Below are 15,768 nucleotides of genomic sequence, written 5' to 3'. Positions count from 1 at the left end.
GAAAGAGGAACTGGACAAGGATATCTGAATCCGAATAACGACAGTAGCGGCGTTGGTCATTCGTTACTAAATACTTAGAAATCCGCTCTTTTAGTTTCAACTGGGAAAAAGTTCCTGAAAAAAGATAAGACCACCATACTGGGTTAAATGACCTCCATCGAAAGATAGTTGGTAAAAAGACTTGTTTTGGAAGTGATGATTTGGTAAACTGTTCATGTGAGTTTCCTTTCTTTTTGTGTTTTTTTCTACACTTATACCATAAAGGGGAAACTCTTTTTTGTCTAGTAAAAAACACCCATTGGGTGAAAAAAGAAACCATCCAGGATCTAAGCTAAGGCAAGGATTCTGGAGGGTTTTTAGATTAGGGGTGAATAATTGGGGTTTAACTTACTATTCACTCAAATCATATTCATACTCAATTGGGCTGATATCACCAGCTGCGAAGGCTTCACGCGCTTGAACAAGCGCTTTTGGACGAAGGAAGGAACCAACATGATCTACTCGGAAAGGTGCGTGTGTATGTGTCATCTTTTTCTCCAATTCTATTTCTAAGGTAAAATTGCTAAAGCACGAACAGGCGAACCAGTCGCTTGATTCCAGTTAGGGAAACTGATACTAATCAGGGCACTTGTAGCAGGCACTTGATTTAGGTTGGCTAATACTTCTACCTGATAAATATCCTGCTCCAAGAGATAGTATTCATTGAGAAGCCCATGCTCAGCAGCAGGAATGCCTGCATCAGTGTCAAAAGTCTCATGACCGACGGCCTTGACCTGACGTTCATGAATCAAAAATTCTAAGGCTTCTCGGCTCCATCCAGGACTCTGTTGCACCCCATTTTCATCAAGATTACGCATAGCATCTTGATCAGGCCAACGTTTGGACCAGTCTGTCCGAAAAGCTACAAAAGACTCTGGCAGGATTTGTCCATGTTCCGCTTCAAAGTCCAAGATATCTTGCTTCGTCAAAATATAGTTTGGATTTTCAGCTACTGCTGCCGACTTATCGATAACAAAAAGAGGCAAAAGCAAGTCCTTGAGGTCAATCTCCTCCAACCAACGACCACCTTCAACAAAGTGAATCGGAGCATCAATGTGGGTACCGTACTGACCAACCACAGAAAACTGTTGCACATGGAATCCATCCTTCAAAGTGAATAAATCCTTCTTTTCCAAGGCTGGAAGAGCTGGGAAATGCGGGCTATTTTCATCAATACGATGGCTTAGATTGACCCATTTCTTTGATTTTAACGTTTCATAAAGCGATAATAAATCAGACATGACAGAACCTCCTTGATAGAAACATAGTTTCAAACTATATCAGTTGTAATAGATGCTTCTATTATACCAGCAAAGAATTCCCTAAACAAGCATTTATCGATTATATCGCATTACTCTTTTCTTGAGGTATATATAGTTTTAAACTATACCTTTCGACTGCCACACTATTTGTTACCTATGTTTAAAAATAAAGTTGACAATCTGTCAAAATCCATTATAATAATTACCATAAAAACAAAAAGAGGTTGACAATCTTGAAAAAATCATACACCTTAGTTCTTCCAGCTATCGGGGCTGCCTTGATTGCTGTGCTGGCTCAGATTACCCTTCCCCTTGGTCCTGTTCCCTTCACATTGCAAAATTTAGCGATTGGGCTAATTGCTACTATCTTTCGTCCTCGTGAAGCTCTTCTATCTGTAGGCCTCTACCTCCTTTTGGGTGGAATCGGTCTTCCTGTCTTTGCTGGGGGAAGTGCTGGTTTTCATGTCCTGGTCGGACCAAGTGCAGGCTACCTCTGGTTTGATTTGCTTTATGCCGGAGTGACCGCCTATCTGACCCATCCCAAAACCAGTCCCCCTAAAATTTTTCTGGCCAATCTACTAGGAGATAGTCTTGTTTTTGTCGGTGGCATCCTGGGACTACATCTCTTATCGGGTATTCCTCTAGCACAAGCTACTACAGTCGGTGTCCTACCATTTATACTCCCTGACCTTGGAAAACTAGTAACCATCACCCTACTTAGCCAACCTATTTTTAGAAGTTTGAAAGGACAAGGCTATTTTCAACAATAATAAAAAGAGGCTGGAACAAAATTCCGACCCCAAATATAAAAAAACGAACAAAACTATTTTTCTGGTAATCAGAATTTTGTTTTGTTCGCTTTTTTATTCAATTATAGATTTGAATAGCTTAATAGTTAAGGTTTTAAAAATTGAAATCTTTTTATACACGATTGTTTAAAAAGTTATCGCTACATCATTTTCAGTAACATGATAACTAAGCTCCTTAACATTGATATCAGCCATTGCCCTCATCCAGGAAATTGCGGATGAAGTTTGGGGCTAATACTCTTCGAAAATCTCTTTAAACTTTGTCAGCGTCGCCTTGCCGTACGCCAGTACTGCCTTCGGCTATCTTCCTTGTTTGCTTTTTGATTTTCATTAAGTATTACGTACCATCTCTCTAACATACCTAGTGAAAAGAGAAGCAGATAGAAATTGTGAACTGACTGAAAATAAATTGAGTTCATAGATTCCCCAAATCTCGGTAGAAAACAAATAATCATGAAGGACTTTCCCTTCCTCTGCCGTTAACTCTACCGTATCATCCATGCTCTTCATATAAGACTTAATCATAATGGCATTTAAAATATGTTTCTGTTTGTTTTGAGAATGGACATGCTTTTGATACTCCTTGCGATACAAGTCCTCAAGAGGAGCTATATTCTTTGGATCCAAGACATCTATGATTTCTTTTCTCAACTCAGAATCTGTATCATACTGAAAACCTCTCGCCAGAAAGAGAATTTCCTCTACACTGGCAGATATATTTCCCAAGGCAAATAGAAACTTTTCCACCGAAAGCTCACTCTGACCTGTTTCAAAGCGGGACAACATAGACGGCGAAAATTGTCCCCCGGTTGCTTGTCTCAGTGAGATATTTCTTGACTCTCGTAATTGTCTAAAGACTTTTCCAATCTGCTCCATAGACTTCCCCTTGATTCCGTATTTTCTTCATTTTATCATATTTTTCAGAAAATTCATCAAAAGCTTGCCAAATTGTCAGAGTTATGAGAAAATAGGGGATATTTATCATGTGGAGGGACTGTAATGAGAGAGGATATCAAAATCAATGACCGTGCTTTGGCCTTGCAAGATCAAATTATCGAAAAACTAGAGAAGGTTTTTGATACAGATGTGGAATTGGATGTTTACAATCTAGGGCTGATCTATGAAATCAATCTGGACGAAACAGGTCTCTGCAAGATTGTCATGACCTTCACTGACACCGCCTGTGATTGTGCCGAAAGCCTGCCTATTGAAATCGTTGCAGGTCTGAAACAAATCGAGGGGATCGAAGATGTCAAGGTTGAAGTTACCTGGTCGCCTGCTTGGAAAATCACACGAATCAGTCGCTATGGCCGTATTGCCCTTGGACTACCACCTCGTTAATCAGACCAATCACTTTTAAAGATGAAAAAAGCAAGCCGAAAATGGCTTGCTTTTTGATACTCAATGAAAATCAAAGGGCAAACTAGAAAACTAGCCGCAGGTTGCTCAAAACACTGTTTTGAAGTTGTGGATAAAATTGACGAAGTCAGCTCAAAACGGCAAGGCGACGTTGACGTGGTTTGAAGAGATTTTCGAAGAGTATGAGTTTATTTTTTACCTGACTTGTCCATATTCCAGAAGTCTGTCACGGCTCCGCGTGAAGCAGATGATACGATGTGGGCATATTTACCGAGGACACCACGGCTATAAAGTGGTGGCAAGGTTGTTTCTGCCTTGCGTTTTTCAAGTTCTTCTTCGGATACGGCCATGGAAATTTCTTTGGTATCTTGGTCAACCGTAACGATATCGCCTGTACGAAGATAGGCAATTGGTCCACCATCCTGAGCTTCAGGAGCGATATGTCCAACAACCAGACCATAAGTACCACCAGAGAAACGTCCATCCGTCAAGAGGGCCACCTTGTCTCCTTGACCTTTACCAACGATCATTGAAGAAAGGGACAGCATCTCAGGCATACCAGGACCACCCTTAGGTCCAACGAAACGAACAACGACTACATCGCCATCAACGATTTCATCTGTCAAAACAGCCTGAATGGCATCTTCTTCTGAGTCAAAGACCTTAGCTGGCCCAACGTGACGACGCACTTTAACACCTGATACCTTGGCAACTGCACCGTCAGGAGCAAGGTTTCCGTTCAAGATGATAAGCGGACCGTCCGCACGTTTTGGATTTTCAAGTGGCATGATAACTTTTTGACCTGGTGTGAGGTCTGCAAAGTCAGCCAAGTTCTCAGCAACTGTCTTACCAGTACATGTGATGCGATCTCCATGAAGGAATCCATTTGCCAACAAGTACTTCATAACCGCAGGGACACCACCGACTTCGTAGAGGTCTTGGAAGACATACTGACCAGATGGTTTCAAGTCGGCCAAGTGAGGCACACGCTCTTGGATCGTATTGAAGTCCTCAAGTGACAAGTCAACATTGGCAGCATGGGCAATGGCAAGCAAGTGAAGAGTGGCGTTTGTAGAACCACCGAGAGCCATCGTCACAGTGATGGCATCTTCAAAGGCTTCACGAGTCAAGATATCTGATGGTTTGAGACCAAGCTCCAACATCTTAACAACAGCACGTCCTGCTGCTTCGATATCTTCTTTCTTATCAGCTGATTCAGCTGGGTGAGATGAAGAACCTGGCAAACTCATACCCAAAACTTCGATAGCAGTCGCCATGGTATTAGCAGTATACATACCACCACAGCCACCAGGGCCAGGGCAGGCATTACATTCAAGACGTTTCACGTCCTCAGCTGTCATGTCACCGTGGTTCCATTTTCCGATACCCTCAAAGACAGAAACCAAGTCAATGTCTTTGCCATCAAGATTTCCCGGTGCAATCGTTCCACCATAGGCAAAGACTGCAGGGATATCCATATTGGCAATGGCAATCATAGATCCAGGCATGTTCTTGTCACAGCCACCGATAGCGACGAAGGCATCCACGTTGTGACCACTCATAGCCGCCTCGATGGAGTCCGCGATGATGTCACGAGATGTTAGAGAGAAACGCATACCAGGCGTTCCCATAGCGATCCCGTCTGCTACGGTAATAGTTCCAAACTGTACAGGCCAAGCGCCTGCAGATTTGACACCTTCTTTAGCCAGTTTCCCGAAATCATGCAAGTGAATGTTACATGGTGTATTTTCCGCCCAAGTCGAAATCACTCCCACAATCGGTGTTTCAAAGTCCTTATCTGTCATACCAGTCGCACGAAGCATAGCACGGTTTGGTGATTTTACCATACTGTCATAAATGCTACTGCGGTGACGTTTATCTAATTCAGTCATTTGTTCCCTCCCATTTCAGTTTTTACTATTATAGCACATTTTAAAAGCAATGAACAGAAGAAAATTCTTGAATTTTCAGAAAATTCTATATACATATGAAATATTTAAAACTAAAAACAACAAAGCGGATTAGGGCACTTTCTGATGACCAGAATATGCTTTTTAATCCGCTTTCTTTAAATAACGTACTGTAATTGTTACAAAAATTCTTTCAGAACAGTGTATTCAACATCTATCTTGCATTATAAATTTCTAGAACTTTCTCTTTTATATTCGATTCACTCAAACCATACTCATTAAGAAGATAATCCACTTTCCCTACTTGACCGAATCTTTCTTGAACACCCATCCGATGAATTTTTGTTATTCCATCATCAGAGAATAATTCACATAAAGCACTGCCAATTCCACCTATCTGATTGTGGTTTTCTACAGTAAATATAGTTTTTCCACTTAACATTGTTTTTATCTGTTCTGGTATCGGTTTGATTCTAAATAAATCTATCACACCTACTGAATAACCTAATTTAGACAGTTCATCTGCAACTCGAATACTTGGAGCAACCATTATGCCAGAAGCAACGATTACAAGATCTTCCCCGTGTCTTAACTCAATGTAGCCTTTAGAAAAATCTTCTCCACCTTGATAGACAGCCTCTGGAGCTTTTCGAATTGTTCGAATATATTTTAGTCCTTTTAATTCTAATGTCTGGTTCAAGATTTCACGAAATTGGATATCATCAGTTGCTTCGAAAATGATCGATTTAGGAATTAAACGTAACAATCCAATTTCTTCAAATGGCATATATGTCCCACCATTCATTTCCGCAGTTACTCCTGCATCTGATCCAATAACAGTGGCATCCAATTGTGCGTATCCAAGAGAAATAAATAATTGATCAAATACTCTTCGTGAAGCAAAAGGGCCAAATGTATGAAGATAAGGTCTAAACCCCTGAATAGACAAGCCTGCTGCAAGGCCGACCATTTCTGCTTCCATAATCCCAACATTCACATAACGGTCTCCAAAGTCCTTTTCAAGATTATGAGTAGCCATCGAACTTGACAAATCGGCTTCTAAGACTACTATATCAGAATCACTTTGATTAGCCTCTAAAAGGAAGTCTCTATATACATGCCGTAATTCTTTCGTGCTTCTCATCATTCTGTTTCCTCCAATTCCTGACTTAATCTTTCTACAACTGAAGTTAACATTTGTTTCTCCTCTACAGTAGGGCGAAGATGATGATTGGATTTCATTTCTTCCAGCTCTTGAACCCCTTGACCTTTAATAGTATCTAATACAATGCACTTAGGTGATGAATTATTTGACTGTTTTAATTGGACAATCCCTTCATAAATTTCTCTAATATCTGAACCCTTGACCCTAATGGATTCAAATCCAAATGCTGAAAATTTTTCTACGAAGTCACCTGGATTACAAATATCCTTTGTAAAACCATCTAATTGTTTTTTGTTATCATCAACAAATACAATTAAGTTGGATAACTGTTGCTGAGAAGCAAACTGTATAGCCTCCCAACATTGTCCCTCATTTAACTCACCATCTCCAACAATAGCATAGGTATAAAAGGGACTTTTTCTTATTCTCTGACCATATGCAAGTCCGGTTGCAACACTAATTCCCTGTCCTAAAGAGCCAGTTGTCATATCTATGCCCGGCGTTAGATTTCTATCAGGATGAGACGGTAATTTGGTTCCATTTGTATTTAAAGAATATAAGAATTCTTTGTCAAAGAAACCATTCAAATAGAGTGTACTGTATAGAGCTGGTCCTCCGTGACCTTTTGATAATATGAAATAATCTCTATCTCGTGCTGCAAATATTTCTGGAGTCATTGGCATTATTTCACCATAAAGCACTGCTAGAACTTCTACGATAGACAGACTTCCTCCGTAATGTCCGAATCCAAGATGATTCAATGTTCTAAGAGTATTTAATCGGATGTTAGTCGCAAATTTTCTTAACTCATCTTCTCTATTTTCACTTAAAATCATCCCTTACTCCTCCTTTGCAGATGGCTTTTTAATAAAGGATACTCCAAACATAACTGCTAGAATAAGAACAAGACCAATCACAATGCCTGCTTGTGAACCAAATTGATTTAACATTCCTAAAATAATTCCTGATAGACCAAAATCTGCATCTGAGAAAGTTGATCCTTGGAAACCAAGTCCTCCCAAAACTGGCATTAAAAAGACTGGAAGAAAACTGATTAAAATACCTTGTAAAAATGCTCCAATAGTGGCTCCACGAACACCACCAGATGCATTCCCAATGACACCTGCAGTCGCTCCACAGAAGAAATGAGGCACAACGCCTGGTAAGATAACAACCGTTCCTGAAGCAATCATAATTGCCATACTTACTAAACCACCAATAAAACTAGAGATAAATCCAATTAGAACTGCATTGGGTGCATAAGTATAAACAATCGGACAATCCAAAGCAGGTTTTGAATTAGGTACAAGACGCTCTGAAATACCTTTAAAGGCTGGAACAATTTCACCCAAAATAAGGCGAACACCTGCTAAAATAACAAATACCCCTGCTGCAAATTGACCTGCTAATTGTAAAGCATAAACTAGACCACTTGTACCACTACTGATTTCTTTTTCTATATATTCTGACCCTGCAAAGATAGCTACAATAATGTAAATAACTGCCATGGATAAAGTAATACTAACAGTGCTATCACGTAAAAAAGCTAAACTCTTTGGAAATTTAATGTCCTCTGTTGATTTTGATTTGTCACCGATAAGGCTACCAGTAAAACCACTCAACCAATATCCCAAAGAACTGAAATGACCTAAAGCCACCTTGTCATTTCCAGTTAATTGAACCATATATTTTTGCACAAATGCTGGGGAAATACTCATAATAATACCGAGTGCTAATCCTCCTAGTAAGATAAGAGGCAAGCTAGTAAAGCCAGCAACTGATAAAATGACCGCAATCATACATGCCATATATAGAGTGTGGTGCCCTGTTAAAAAAATATATTTAAATCGAGTAAAACGAGCGATTAAGATATTGAACACCATGCCTGCAAACATAATCATTGCAGTAGCTGAGCCATATGTTGTTAAAGCTACAGCTACAATTGCTTCATTATTCGGCACAACGCCAGATAAATGAAAAGCATGCTCAAACATGGTACCAAATGGATTTAAAGAATTTTGTACAATTCCTGCACCACCAGATACAACTAAGAAACCAACAAAGGTCTTAATTCCACCTTTAATAATATCAGGTAATTTCTTCTTCTGAAGAACTAATCCTAAAATTGCAATTAAAGCTACTAAAATAGCTGGTGTACTAACAATATCCAATATGAACTTCATCATGACGCTAGCCTCCTATATAAGTCCTTTTTCTTCACAAAGTTTAGTAATTAATTCTCGTAGTTCATCCATATCAATAATACTATTTAAGATACGAACATCTCCAAGATGACTAGCTGAATCAGCTAGATCACGACCAACAATCCAAATATCAGCTGCATTTGGATCTGCTCCACCTAAATCATAATGTTCAACTTCTACATCTGAAACATTCAAATCACTCAATACAGATTCAATATTCATCTGTACCATAAAACTTGAACCTAATCCTGAACCACAAGCTGTACCAATTTTTAACATTATCTAATCCTCCTGTTTAATTATCATTTTAATGTCATCATAGTTTTTTGATGATATTAAAGTTTGAACATGATTTTTATCTCTTAAAATTGTTGTTAAATGTGACAAAGCCTTTAAATGACTCTCATTATCAATGGCTGCAATACAAATCAACAATCTTACCTCTTGTTCTGGATTATCCAATAAATAAATCGGTTCTTCCAAAACTAACATTGACATTCCTATTTCATTCACACCTTCATCTGGCCGAGCGTGAGGAATTGCTACTCCCTTCCCTAAATTAATAAAAGGCCCAAACTCTTCTACTTTTTGAATCATTGCCTCAGGGTAGTTCTCAGTTATCTTATCTTGATCCAAAAGCGGTTTAGCTGCTAAACGAATCGCCTCCTTCCATCCTAATTTTTGCGAACTAACCTGATAGGTTTCTTTGGTAATAAGTTGTTCTAGCACTGGTACAATTTCCTTTCGATCATTTTTTTGATAAAGATAATTCTTTAACGCCAATCTTAATTCCAATTCTTGTGTAATAATTCCATATTTTTTGACAATATTCAGGATTTGTTCAATCTCAAAATCCCCATACTCTAAATTCGGAAAATCTTTTAACACTAGTTCTACTAGTTGTATTGCTTGCTCTTCAGTCATCATAACCGAAACTAGATAATTTGGCTTTTCTGTCTCCACCTTTATGGTAGAAAAAACCATATCATAGTCACTACTAGCTTTCACCTGTAAATCATCAATCTTTAAGGTTCCTATAAACTCAATTTGAGGAAATAATGCTAATAGATTCTCTTTTAACATCAATGAAGAACTAACACCATTAGGACAAATGATTGCTGCTTTATACCATTTTTGAGGCAAAGTATCTGCTTTCTTTAAATAACCTCCGAAATGGATAACAAAATATGCTGTTTCACTATCAGGTATGGGATTGTCAATAGCGTCCATCAAGGGCATCAAAGAATCTTTGACTAATTCAAATAAATCAGGATAATGTTCTTTAACATGCAATACATATTCATTTGAACTAGGTAGGCCGAACTTTAATCTATAGTAAGCCGGTATAAGGTGGCGGCGAAGATTTTCTCTCAATCCTTCCCTTTGTTTAAAATGTAACAAAGAAATATCTTCCATTCTACTTATAATAGCCTCTGTTAATTGATTAAAGTAAACCGGAGCAACATCTACTTCACCTTCAAAGCAACTTGATAATAAAACGGTGATATAGCGATAATCATCCTCAGAAAACACCGTATCTATAATTCCCAAATCAACCACTGTATCCAATAAAATAGTGGTTATATCTTGAATAACAGGAGATACTAATGTCTCTGAAAGACATACTCTTTCAACATCCCTTTGATACCTACACAGAATGAATACTAAACCGAAAAGGTAAACTTTTAATTGATTAACAATAGGTACTAGCTGTAGCTTCTCATAATAATCTTTAACTACCTGATTTATCAAATCATAAGTTAATGAATACCCCCAACTGGATAAAACATAATCCAAACCCCAAATCCCTATGGAGGATTCCAGCAACTCACTAACCATTTGAAAAGCTAAGCGGTGCTTATTCCACTCTGAACCGTGTAAAGTATAACCTTTTGCTCTACTGTACCCTAGCTCCAAATCATTATCTAACATAATCTTTCTTAATGATTGAATATCAGATAAGGTTGTATTCTTACTTACTTTCAAAAAGTCTTGGTAATGATTATTCGATATAAAATCTAATCGGCAAAAAGTGTAAAGATAGATTAAAGCTAAGCGAGTCGACTTTGGTAAAACCAATTCATCCGACTTAATAATATCTGTCAAAGACTGCTTCGTACGATTTGATAAACTATAGCGACCTTGTTTTTTATCCAGCACTATCCCTTTATTAGCTAGATAAGGCACTAAATAATCTATTCCTTCTTTGACTTCCTTTATAGGTAAGCTCACCTTAACAGATAATTCATATAATGATAGCTCACAATGATCCATCAAAGTCATCAAAATAACTAGTGCTCTATAATCAAACATTTCTCTTCCTTTCTAACTACAATTATAGTGTAAAAGTTATAAGAATAAAAGAGTATTTGAGCACAATATAATCTCACCTTTTAAAAGAAATTATTGGGCTGAAAGTTTTTAGTGATTATTTTCAACTTTCTATTGACTTTTAAAAACAAAGTGATATCATTTAGATATCAAATAATGGGAATGGTTGAAACGACACTGGAACGGCTCAATGAAGGGGAATTGGTAGAGATTGACGAAGAACGAAAAGCTGCCATGGTTTCAAATCTCCTTGTCGTTCTTTGTGGCAATCATGATGCACAACCAATTGTCAACACGGGAAGTCTTTACTAAAGATGGTTGAAGCTAAAAAAAGCAGATCCCCCTTCGACTCTCAACAAAGTTATACGCTGCACTCACATCATGGGCAGAAGATGACTTTCGTTCAGTCAATGGGCAAATCGAATATCTCCTCACAGAATGTGTCAAACAACGGAAGAAAGACGGAAAATACGTATCAGAAACCATTGACGAACCATTTGAGATTGATATTTAACACCTTCTCCTGTCTGCCGTGCCGAATAGGAGAATTTTTTCATCTTTTTTTGTCAAGTAACTTTACTTTACAAAAAAGTTTTGATATACTATTAAAGTTGATGAAAATCAAACCTAACTGAATTATATCTTAAAAGGAGAAATTAAAATGGCAGTACCTGCACGTCGCACTTCAAAAGCGAAGAAAAACAAACGTCGTACACACTACAAAGTAACAGCTCCATCTGTAAACTTTGACGAAACTACTGGAGATTACTCACGTTCTCACCGTGTATCACTTAAAGGATACTACAAAGGACGTAAAATCGCTAAAGCTGCATCAGCTGAATAATAGAAGGGAGATACCATGCGCGTAAATATTACACTTGAACACAAAGAATCTGGTGAACGCTTGTACCTTACTTCTAAAAACAAACGTAACACTCCAGACCGTCTTCAATTGAAGAAATACTCACCAAAACTTCGCAAACACGTTGTGTTTACAGAAGTGAAGTAAGCATTCAATACGAATCAATACAGAAGAAAAACGCTGATTCAAGCGTTTTTTCTTTTTGTTAATTTCAGTACATTGCAATGAGAATCATTCGAATGACTACATTATTGATAATATTTGTTAAGCCATCAAAAGTAATTAACATTTCATAACGAGTAATCCTATTTAAACTCGTCTCGCTATCTATTTTTTCTTATCTCTGTGTTATAATGAAATAAAACAAACATTTATATTCCGTTTTTAGCATCTCATTAAAATTGTTCAACATTAATCCTTTCAATCTATACTTAATGAAGATACACACTTTTAATCAAACTTAAACTCTAAAAATATTTACATTACTATTTTAAAAAATATCATAAAATCAAAGATTTAAATTGACAATCCAGTTTACTTTTTTACTTGATTTTCATATACTTGTCAATATACCTTAGAAATATAATTCAAGTACAGGTTATAGTCACTCACTACATTGGCTTTCTATAATAAAAATATTGAGAAAAAATTTTAATAGGAATTATAAACATGAATAATACATTTAAAAACATACCTAAACCCTATTTACCAGAAAAACTTCCATTTGACTATACTTCAATATATACAGATCCACAAATAATTAGATTAGTTTCTAAAGCAGGTATAGCTATTGGAACCTATGAAGGATTTTTAGCATCTATTATCAATCCAATGCTACTAATTTCACCATTGCTCAGCCAAGAAGCCGTCCTTTCCTCAAAACTTGAAGGTACTCATGCAACTCTAGAAGACCTACTAAATTACGAAGCAGGTAATAAGGTTGATATAGAACGTGATGAACTACATGAAATTATTAATTATCGAAAAGCACTTTTTTATGCTCTCGAAAATATTACTACAATTAATGACAATAACTCTAGAGGGTTACCATTATCTAATAGAATAATAAAAGAGATGCATAAAATTCTATTGGATAACGTTAGAGGAAGCAGCAAGAATCCAGGAAATTTTAAAAGAACTCAAAATTACATTGGAAGTAGAGCAACTATCTCTTACACACCAGTTCCGCCAGAACAAACTACGGAGTATATGTCCAATTTAGAACAATATATGCATCATGATGATTTAGACTTATTAGTTCAATCAGCTATTGTACATGCTCAATTTGAAATGATTCATCCATTCGAAGATGGTAATGGTCGAATAGGAAGATTGTTAATCCCACTGTTTCTTTACTACCAAGAATTGCTATCTTATCCTACATTTTACATGAGTTCATATTTTGAAAGTGATCGATCACTATATATCTCTCATTTATCAAACATCTCTAAAAATAATAACTGGAAAGATTGGTTTAAATACTATTTGGAAGGAGTAATTTTCTCAGCAGAAGAGAGTACAAAAAAGGCACAGGATATCTTAAATCTTTATAATAAGATGAAAGAAGAAATAATACCAAAATTGAATTCTGTCTCTGGTATTCAACTTCTTGATTTCATTTTCTCTTCTCCAATTTTTAAAGCAAAACAAGTCAGCAAACACCTCAGTATCTCTGAACGTACTGTATATACATTATTAAATAAATTAATTGATGAAGAATTTCTTTCAACAGACTCTGCTCAAAGAAATCGTACTTACTTTTGTCCACACCTGCTAAGAATAGTTCAATAATTTTATATTGAAGCTCATCTTCGTTTTGCTTCACTTCTACTTTCTTTCGTGAAGTAAAAACGGNNCCGTTTTTACTTCACGAAAATAATACACACTTTACTTATTTTGTTTTAGAAAAATAACATCACTTCTCAAAAAGTTAGTCATTATCTTTATGTTAAGGATTAAATTCTGTATTTGATAGGACTGAATCCTTTTAGTTTAGTTCTAATTCGATTTTTACTTAAATAATCAATAACAAAAATGACAATAGATTTTCTACTGTCATTTTATTTTTCTAAATTTTTAGCAGAGTATTCTCACAAGTCTCTAAATCTCTTTCAACTTTTCGAGATAGGCGGTTAATTCTGCTTGGGCTTCTGGTGTTGTGCCTACTAGTTGGCTGCGCATGTGTGCGAGTCTGGCTTCTACCTCTCCAATCTCTTTATCAATCTCTGCGAGCTGGTCTGCGAGGTCGGCTAGAGGAACAACGGGTTCTTCCTCAAAGGTATCGACATAGCGTGGAATGTTGAGGTTATAGTCATTTTCGACAATTTCTTCAAAGCTGGCTAGATGAGCAAACTTCTCGACATTCTCGCGTTTTTGATAGGTCTCCAAAATCTTGGCAATATGGTCTTCGGTCATATTGTTTTGATTTTTCCCTTTTTCAAACTCTTTTGAGGCATCGATAAAGAAGACATCCTTATTGGTGCGATTCTTTTTAAGGATGATAATAGTTGTCGGAATAGAGGTATTGTAGAAGATATTTGCTGGCAAGCCGATAACTGTATCAATAGCGCCTTCTTCTAGCAGGTGCTGGCGAATCTTCTGCTCGGCTGCTCCTCGGAAAAGGACTCCGTGGGGAAGGACAATGGCCATGACCCCATTATGCTTGAGGTGGTAAAAGCCGTGAAGAAGGAAGGCAAAATCTGCTTTTGACTTAGGTGCAAGAACTCCATAACTTGAAAAGCGAGGATCTTGCAGGAAGCCACTATCTGCTGACCACTTCAGTGAATAGGGTGGGTTCATCAAAACCCCATCAAAGTCTGTTGGCTCGGTAGTCGGCCAATCTTCATCTAGGGTATCGTGGTTACTGAGGTGATAGTTCTCAATCGCGACCCCATGAAGCATCATATTCATGCGAGCAAGGTTGAAGGTCGAAGTAATCAACTCTTGACCGTAGTAAGAAATCGTCGAAGCTTCCTTACTATAGCGCTTGGCATTGAGCAAGAGAGAACCAGACCCCATGGTCGGGTCGTAAACCGACATCCCCTTTTGATGCTCACGCCCTGCAAAGACAATCTGAGTCATGAGGTGAGAGACTGCTTGAGGTGTATAGAACTCTCCAGCCTTTTTCCCAGAATCACTAGCAAACTGGCCAATCAAGTACTCATAAGCATCACCCAAGATATCACCAGCATGACTAGACACATTGAGGTCGTTGAGCTGTTTCATAACCTCAGAGATGGTCTTGTTTTGCTTTTGTGGAGTATTACCTAGCTTTTTCGCATAGAGGTCGATATCTTCGAAGAGATTTTCAAATTTTTCATTGGCCTGCTCGATATCACGGAAACTTTGGGCTAGGGATTCTAGCTGGAAGGTTCCTTCATGGATAGACTGGACCAGCTTGGTAAAGGTCAGAGAAGGCTCAATCACATAGCCTAGCTCGTCATTTAAGACCTCGATGAGGTCTTCACGGACATCTGCATCCGCAAAGTTTTCCTCGTAGAGAAGCTGGGCTTGCTGGAAGGACTCAAAGGTCTCGTCCAAGTTATCACAGACGGCTTGGAGGATGTTGTCGGATAGGTACTTGTAGAAAATCAAGCCCAAGAGGTAGGACTTGTATTCATTAGCTTCCATCTGGCCACGCAGGATATCTGCCGCATTCCAGAGGGATTGGTAGAGTTCTCTTGATAAATCTGTTTGTGACATAGGGTCTCCTATCAATTTCTACTTTCATTCGTTTAGTGTAGCTTTCTGAGGTCTTTGTATCTTAGATAATCGAACACGACCTAAAAGCTGGGTAAAAAAGATAAACTGTCTGGTCTTCATCGAAT

General features: G+C 37.7%; 15 protein-coding genes and 3 pseudogenes. 7 read left to right on the top strand and 11 right to left on the bottom strand.

Features of this window, described 5'->3' with window-relative positions:
- The 3 genes and pseudogenes from HT688_RS04470 to HT688_RS04460 all read right to left on the bottom strand — a co-directional run.
- A pseudogene (locus HT688_RS04470) lies at positions 1 to 216 on the bottom strand (IS1380 family transposase); the annotation flags it as partial.
- A 174-nt stretch (positions 217 to 390) separates the two neighbouring features.
- Entirely contained in the window at positions 391 to 528 is a 138-nt protein-coding gene (locus HT688_RS04465; RefSeq protein ID WP_000149864.1) for a hypothetical protein, read from the bottom strand.
- Between the two features lie 20 nt (positions 529 to 548).
- Positions 549 to 1,280, bottom strand: a complete 732-nt coding sequence (locus tag HT688_RS04460; protein WP_001281647.1) for a cyclase family protein — start codon at positions 1,278 to 1,280, stop codon at positions 549 to 551.
- 254 nt (positions 1,281 to 1,534) lie between these two features.
- Between HT688_RS04460 and HT688_RS04455 the strand changes: the two genes are divergently transcribed.
- Entirely contained in the window at positions 1,535 to 2,071 is a 537-nt protein-coding gene (locus HT688_RS04455; RefSeq protein ID WP_000750390.1) for a biotin transporter BioY, read from the top strand.
- A 372-nt stretch (positions 2,072 to 2,443) separates the two neighbouring features.
- On the opposite strand, the pseudogene HT688_RS04450 reads toward HT688_RS04455, so the two are convergent.
- Positions 2,444 to 2,986: pseudogene (locus HT688_RS04450) on the bottom strand (helix-turn-helix domain-containing protein); the annotation flags it as partial.
- A gap of 123 nt (positions 2,987 to 3,109) precedes the next feature.
- On the opposite strand from HT688_RS04450, the gene HT688_RS04445 reads away from it, so the two are divergent.
- Positions 3,110 to 3,451 carry a metal-sulfur cluster assembly factor gene (locus HT688_RS04445; RefSeq protein WP_001206380.1) on the top strand — a complete coding sequence of 114 codons (342 nt, stop codon included), beginning with the start codon at positions 3,110 to 3,112 and terminating at the stop codon, positions 3,449 to 3,451.
- A gap of 206 nt (positions 3,452 to 3,657) precedes the next feature.
- Here the strand turns inward: HT688_RS04445 and ilvD are convergent, their stop codons facing one another.
- The 6 genes from ilvD to HT688_RS04415 all read right to left on the bottom strand — a co-directional run bounded on the left by ilvD (position 3,658) and on the right by HT688_RS04415 (position 11,061).
- The gene (ilvD, locus tag HT688_RS04440; protein ID WP_000137354.1) at positions 3,658 to 5,361 is read right to left on the bottom strand and encodes a dihydroxy-acid dehydratase; all 1,704 of its coding nucleotides are present in this window, start codon (positions 5,359 to 5,361) and stop codon (positions 3,658 to 3,660) included.
- Positions 5,362 to 5,593: 232 nt separating this feature from the next.
- Positions 5,594 to 6,526, bottom strand: a complete 933-nt coding sequence (locus HT688_RS04435) for a transketolase family protein (protein ID WP_000986379.1) — start codon at positions 6,524 to 6,526, stop codon at positions 5,594 to 5,596.
- Positions 6,523 to 7,380: a transketolase gene (locus tag HT688_RS04430; protein WP_000603571.1), complete on the bottom strand. Its 858-nt coding sequence runs from the start codon at positions 7,378 to 7,380 to the stop codon at positions 6,523 to 6,525. The genes HT688_RS04435 and HT688_RS04430 overlap by 4 nt, the downstream gene beginning before the upstream one ends.
- A gap of 3 nt (positions 7,381 to 7,383) precedes the next feature.
- The gene (ulaA, locus tag HT688_RS04425; protein WP_000975292.1) at positions 7,384 to 8,730 is read right to left on the bottom strand and encodes a PTS ascorbate transporter subunit IIC; all 1,347 of its coding nucleotides are present in this window, start codon (positions 8,728 to 8,730) and stop codon (positions 7,384 to 7,386) included.
- A 12-nt stretch (positions 8,731 to 8,742) separates the two neighbouring features.
- Positions 8,743 to 9,027: a PTS sugar transporter subunit IIB gene (locus HT688_RS04420; RefSeq protein WP_000912476.1), complete on the bottom strand. Its 285-nt coding sequence runs from the start codon at positions 9,025 to 9,027 to the stop codon at positions 8,743 to 8,745.
- Between the two features lie 3 nt (positions 9,028 to 9,030).
- Complete coding sequence (locus HT688_RS04415; protein ID WP_000460929.1) at positions 9,031 to 11,061, bottom strand: BglG family transcription antiterminator; 2,031 nt, start codon at positions 11,059 to 11,061, stop codon at positions 9,031 to 9,033.
- A gap of 174 nt (positions 11,062 to 11,235) precedes the next feature.
- Here HT688_RS04415 and HT688_RS04410 point away from each other — a divergent pair.
- The 5 genes and pseudogenes from HT688_RS04410 to HT688_RS04390 all read left to right on the top strand — a co-directional run.
- Positions 11,236 to 11,391 (top strand): annotated as a pseudogene (locus HT688_RS04410) (hypothetical protein); the annotation flags it as partial.
- 25 nt (positions 11,392 to 11,416) lie between these two features.
- Entirely contained in the window at positions 11,417 to 11,593 is a 177-nt protein-coding gene (locus tag HT688_RS04405) for a type II toxin-antitoxin system antitoxin (protein ID WP_033607100.1), read from the top strand.
- A 147-nt stretch (positions 11,594 to 11,740) separates the two neighbouring features.
- A complete protein-coding gene (rpmF, locus tag HT688_RS04400; protein ID WP_000290417.1) occupies positions 11,741 to 11,923 on the top strand; it encodes a 50S ribosomal protein L32 in 183 nt (60 codons plus the stop codon).
- A 15-nt stretch (positions 11,924 to 11,938) separates the two neighbouring features.
- Positions 11,939 to 12,088 carry a 50S ribosomal protein L33 gene (gene rpmG / locus HT688_RS04395; protein WP_001265622.1) on the top strand — a complete coding sequence of 50 codons (150 nt, stop codon included), beginning with the start codon at positions 11,939 to 11,941 and terminating at the stop codon, positions 12,086 to 12,088.
- A gap of 522 nt (positions 12,089 to 12,610) precedes the next feature.
- Entirely contained in the window at positions 12,611 to 13,732 is a 1,122-nt protein-coding gene (locus tag HT688_RS04390; protein ID WP_001066336.1) for a Fic family protein, read from the top strand.
- 309 nt (positions 13,733 to 14,041) lie between these two features.
- On the opposite strand, the gene HT688_RS04385 is transcribed toward HT688_RS04390, so the two are convergent.
- The gene (locus HT688_RS04385; RefSeq protein WP_000083782.1) at positions 14,042 to 15,643 is read right to left on the bottom strand and encodes a type I restriction-modification system subunit M; all 1,602 of its coding nucleotides are present in this window, start codon (positions 15,641 to 15,643) and stop codon (positions 14,042 to 14,044) included.
- Positions 15,644 to 15,768: the final 125 nt, after the last annotated feature.

This window comes from Streptococcus sp. 1559 (genome assembly GCF_013276735.1).
In the GTDB taxonomy this organism is placed as follows: domain Bacteria; phylum Bacillota; class Bacilli; order Lactobacillales; family Streptococcaceae; genus Streptococcus; species Streptococcus pseudopneumoniae.
Note: the sequence above shows the minus strand (reverse complement) of the source record. Positions and strands in the feature narration are given on the sequence as shown.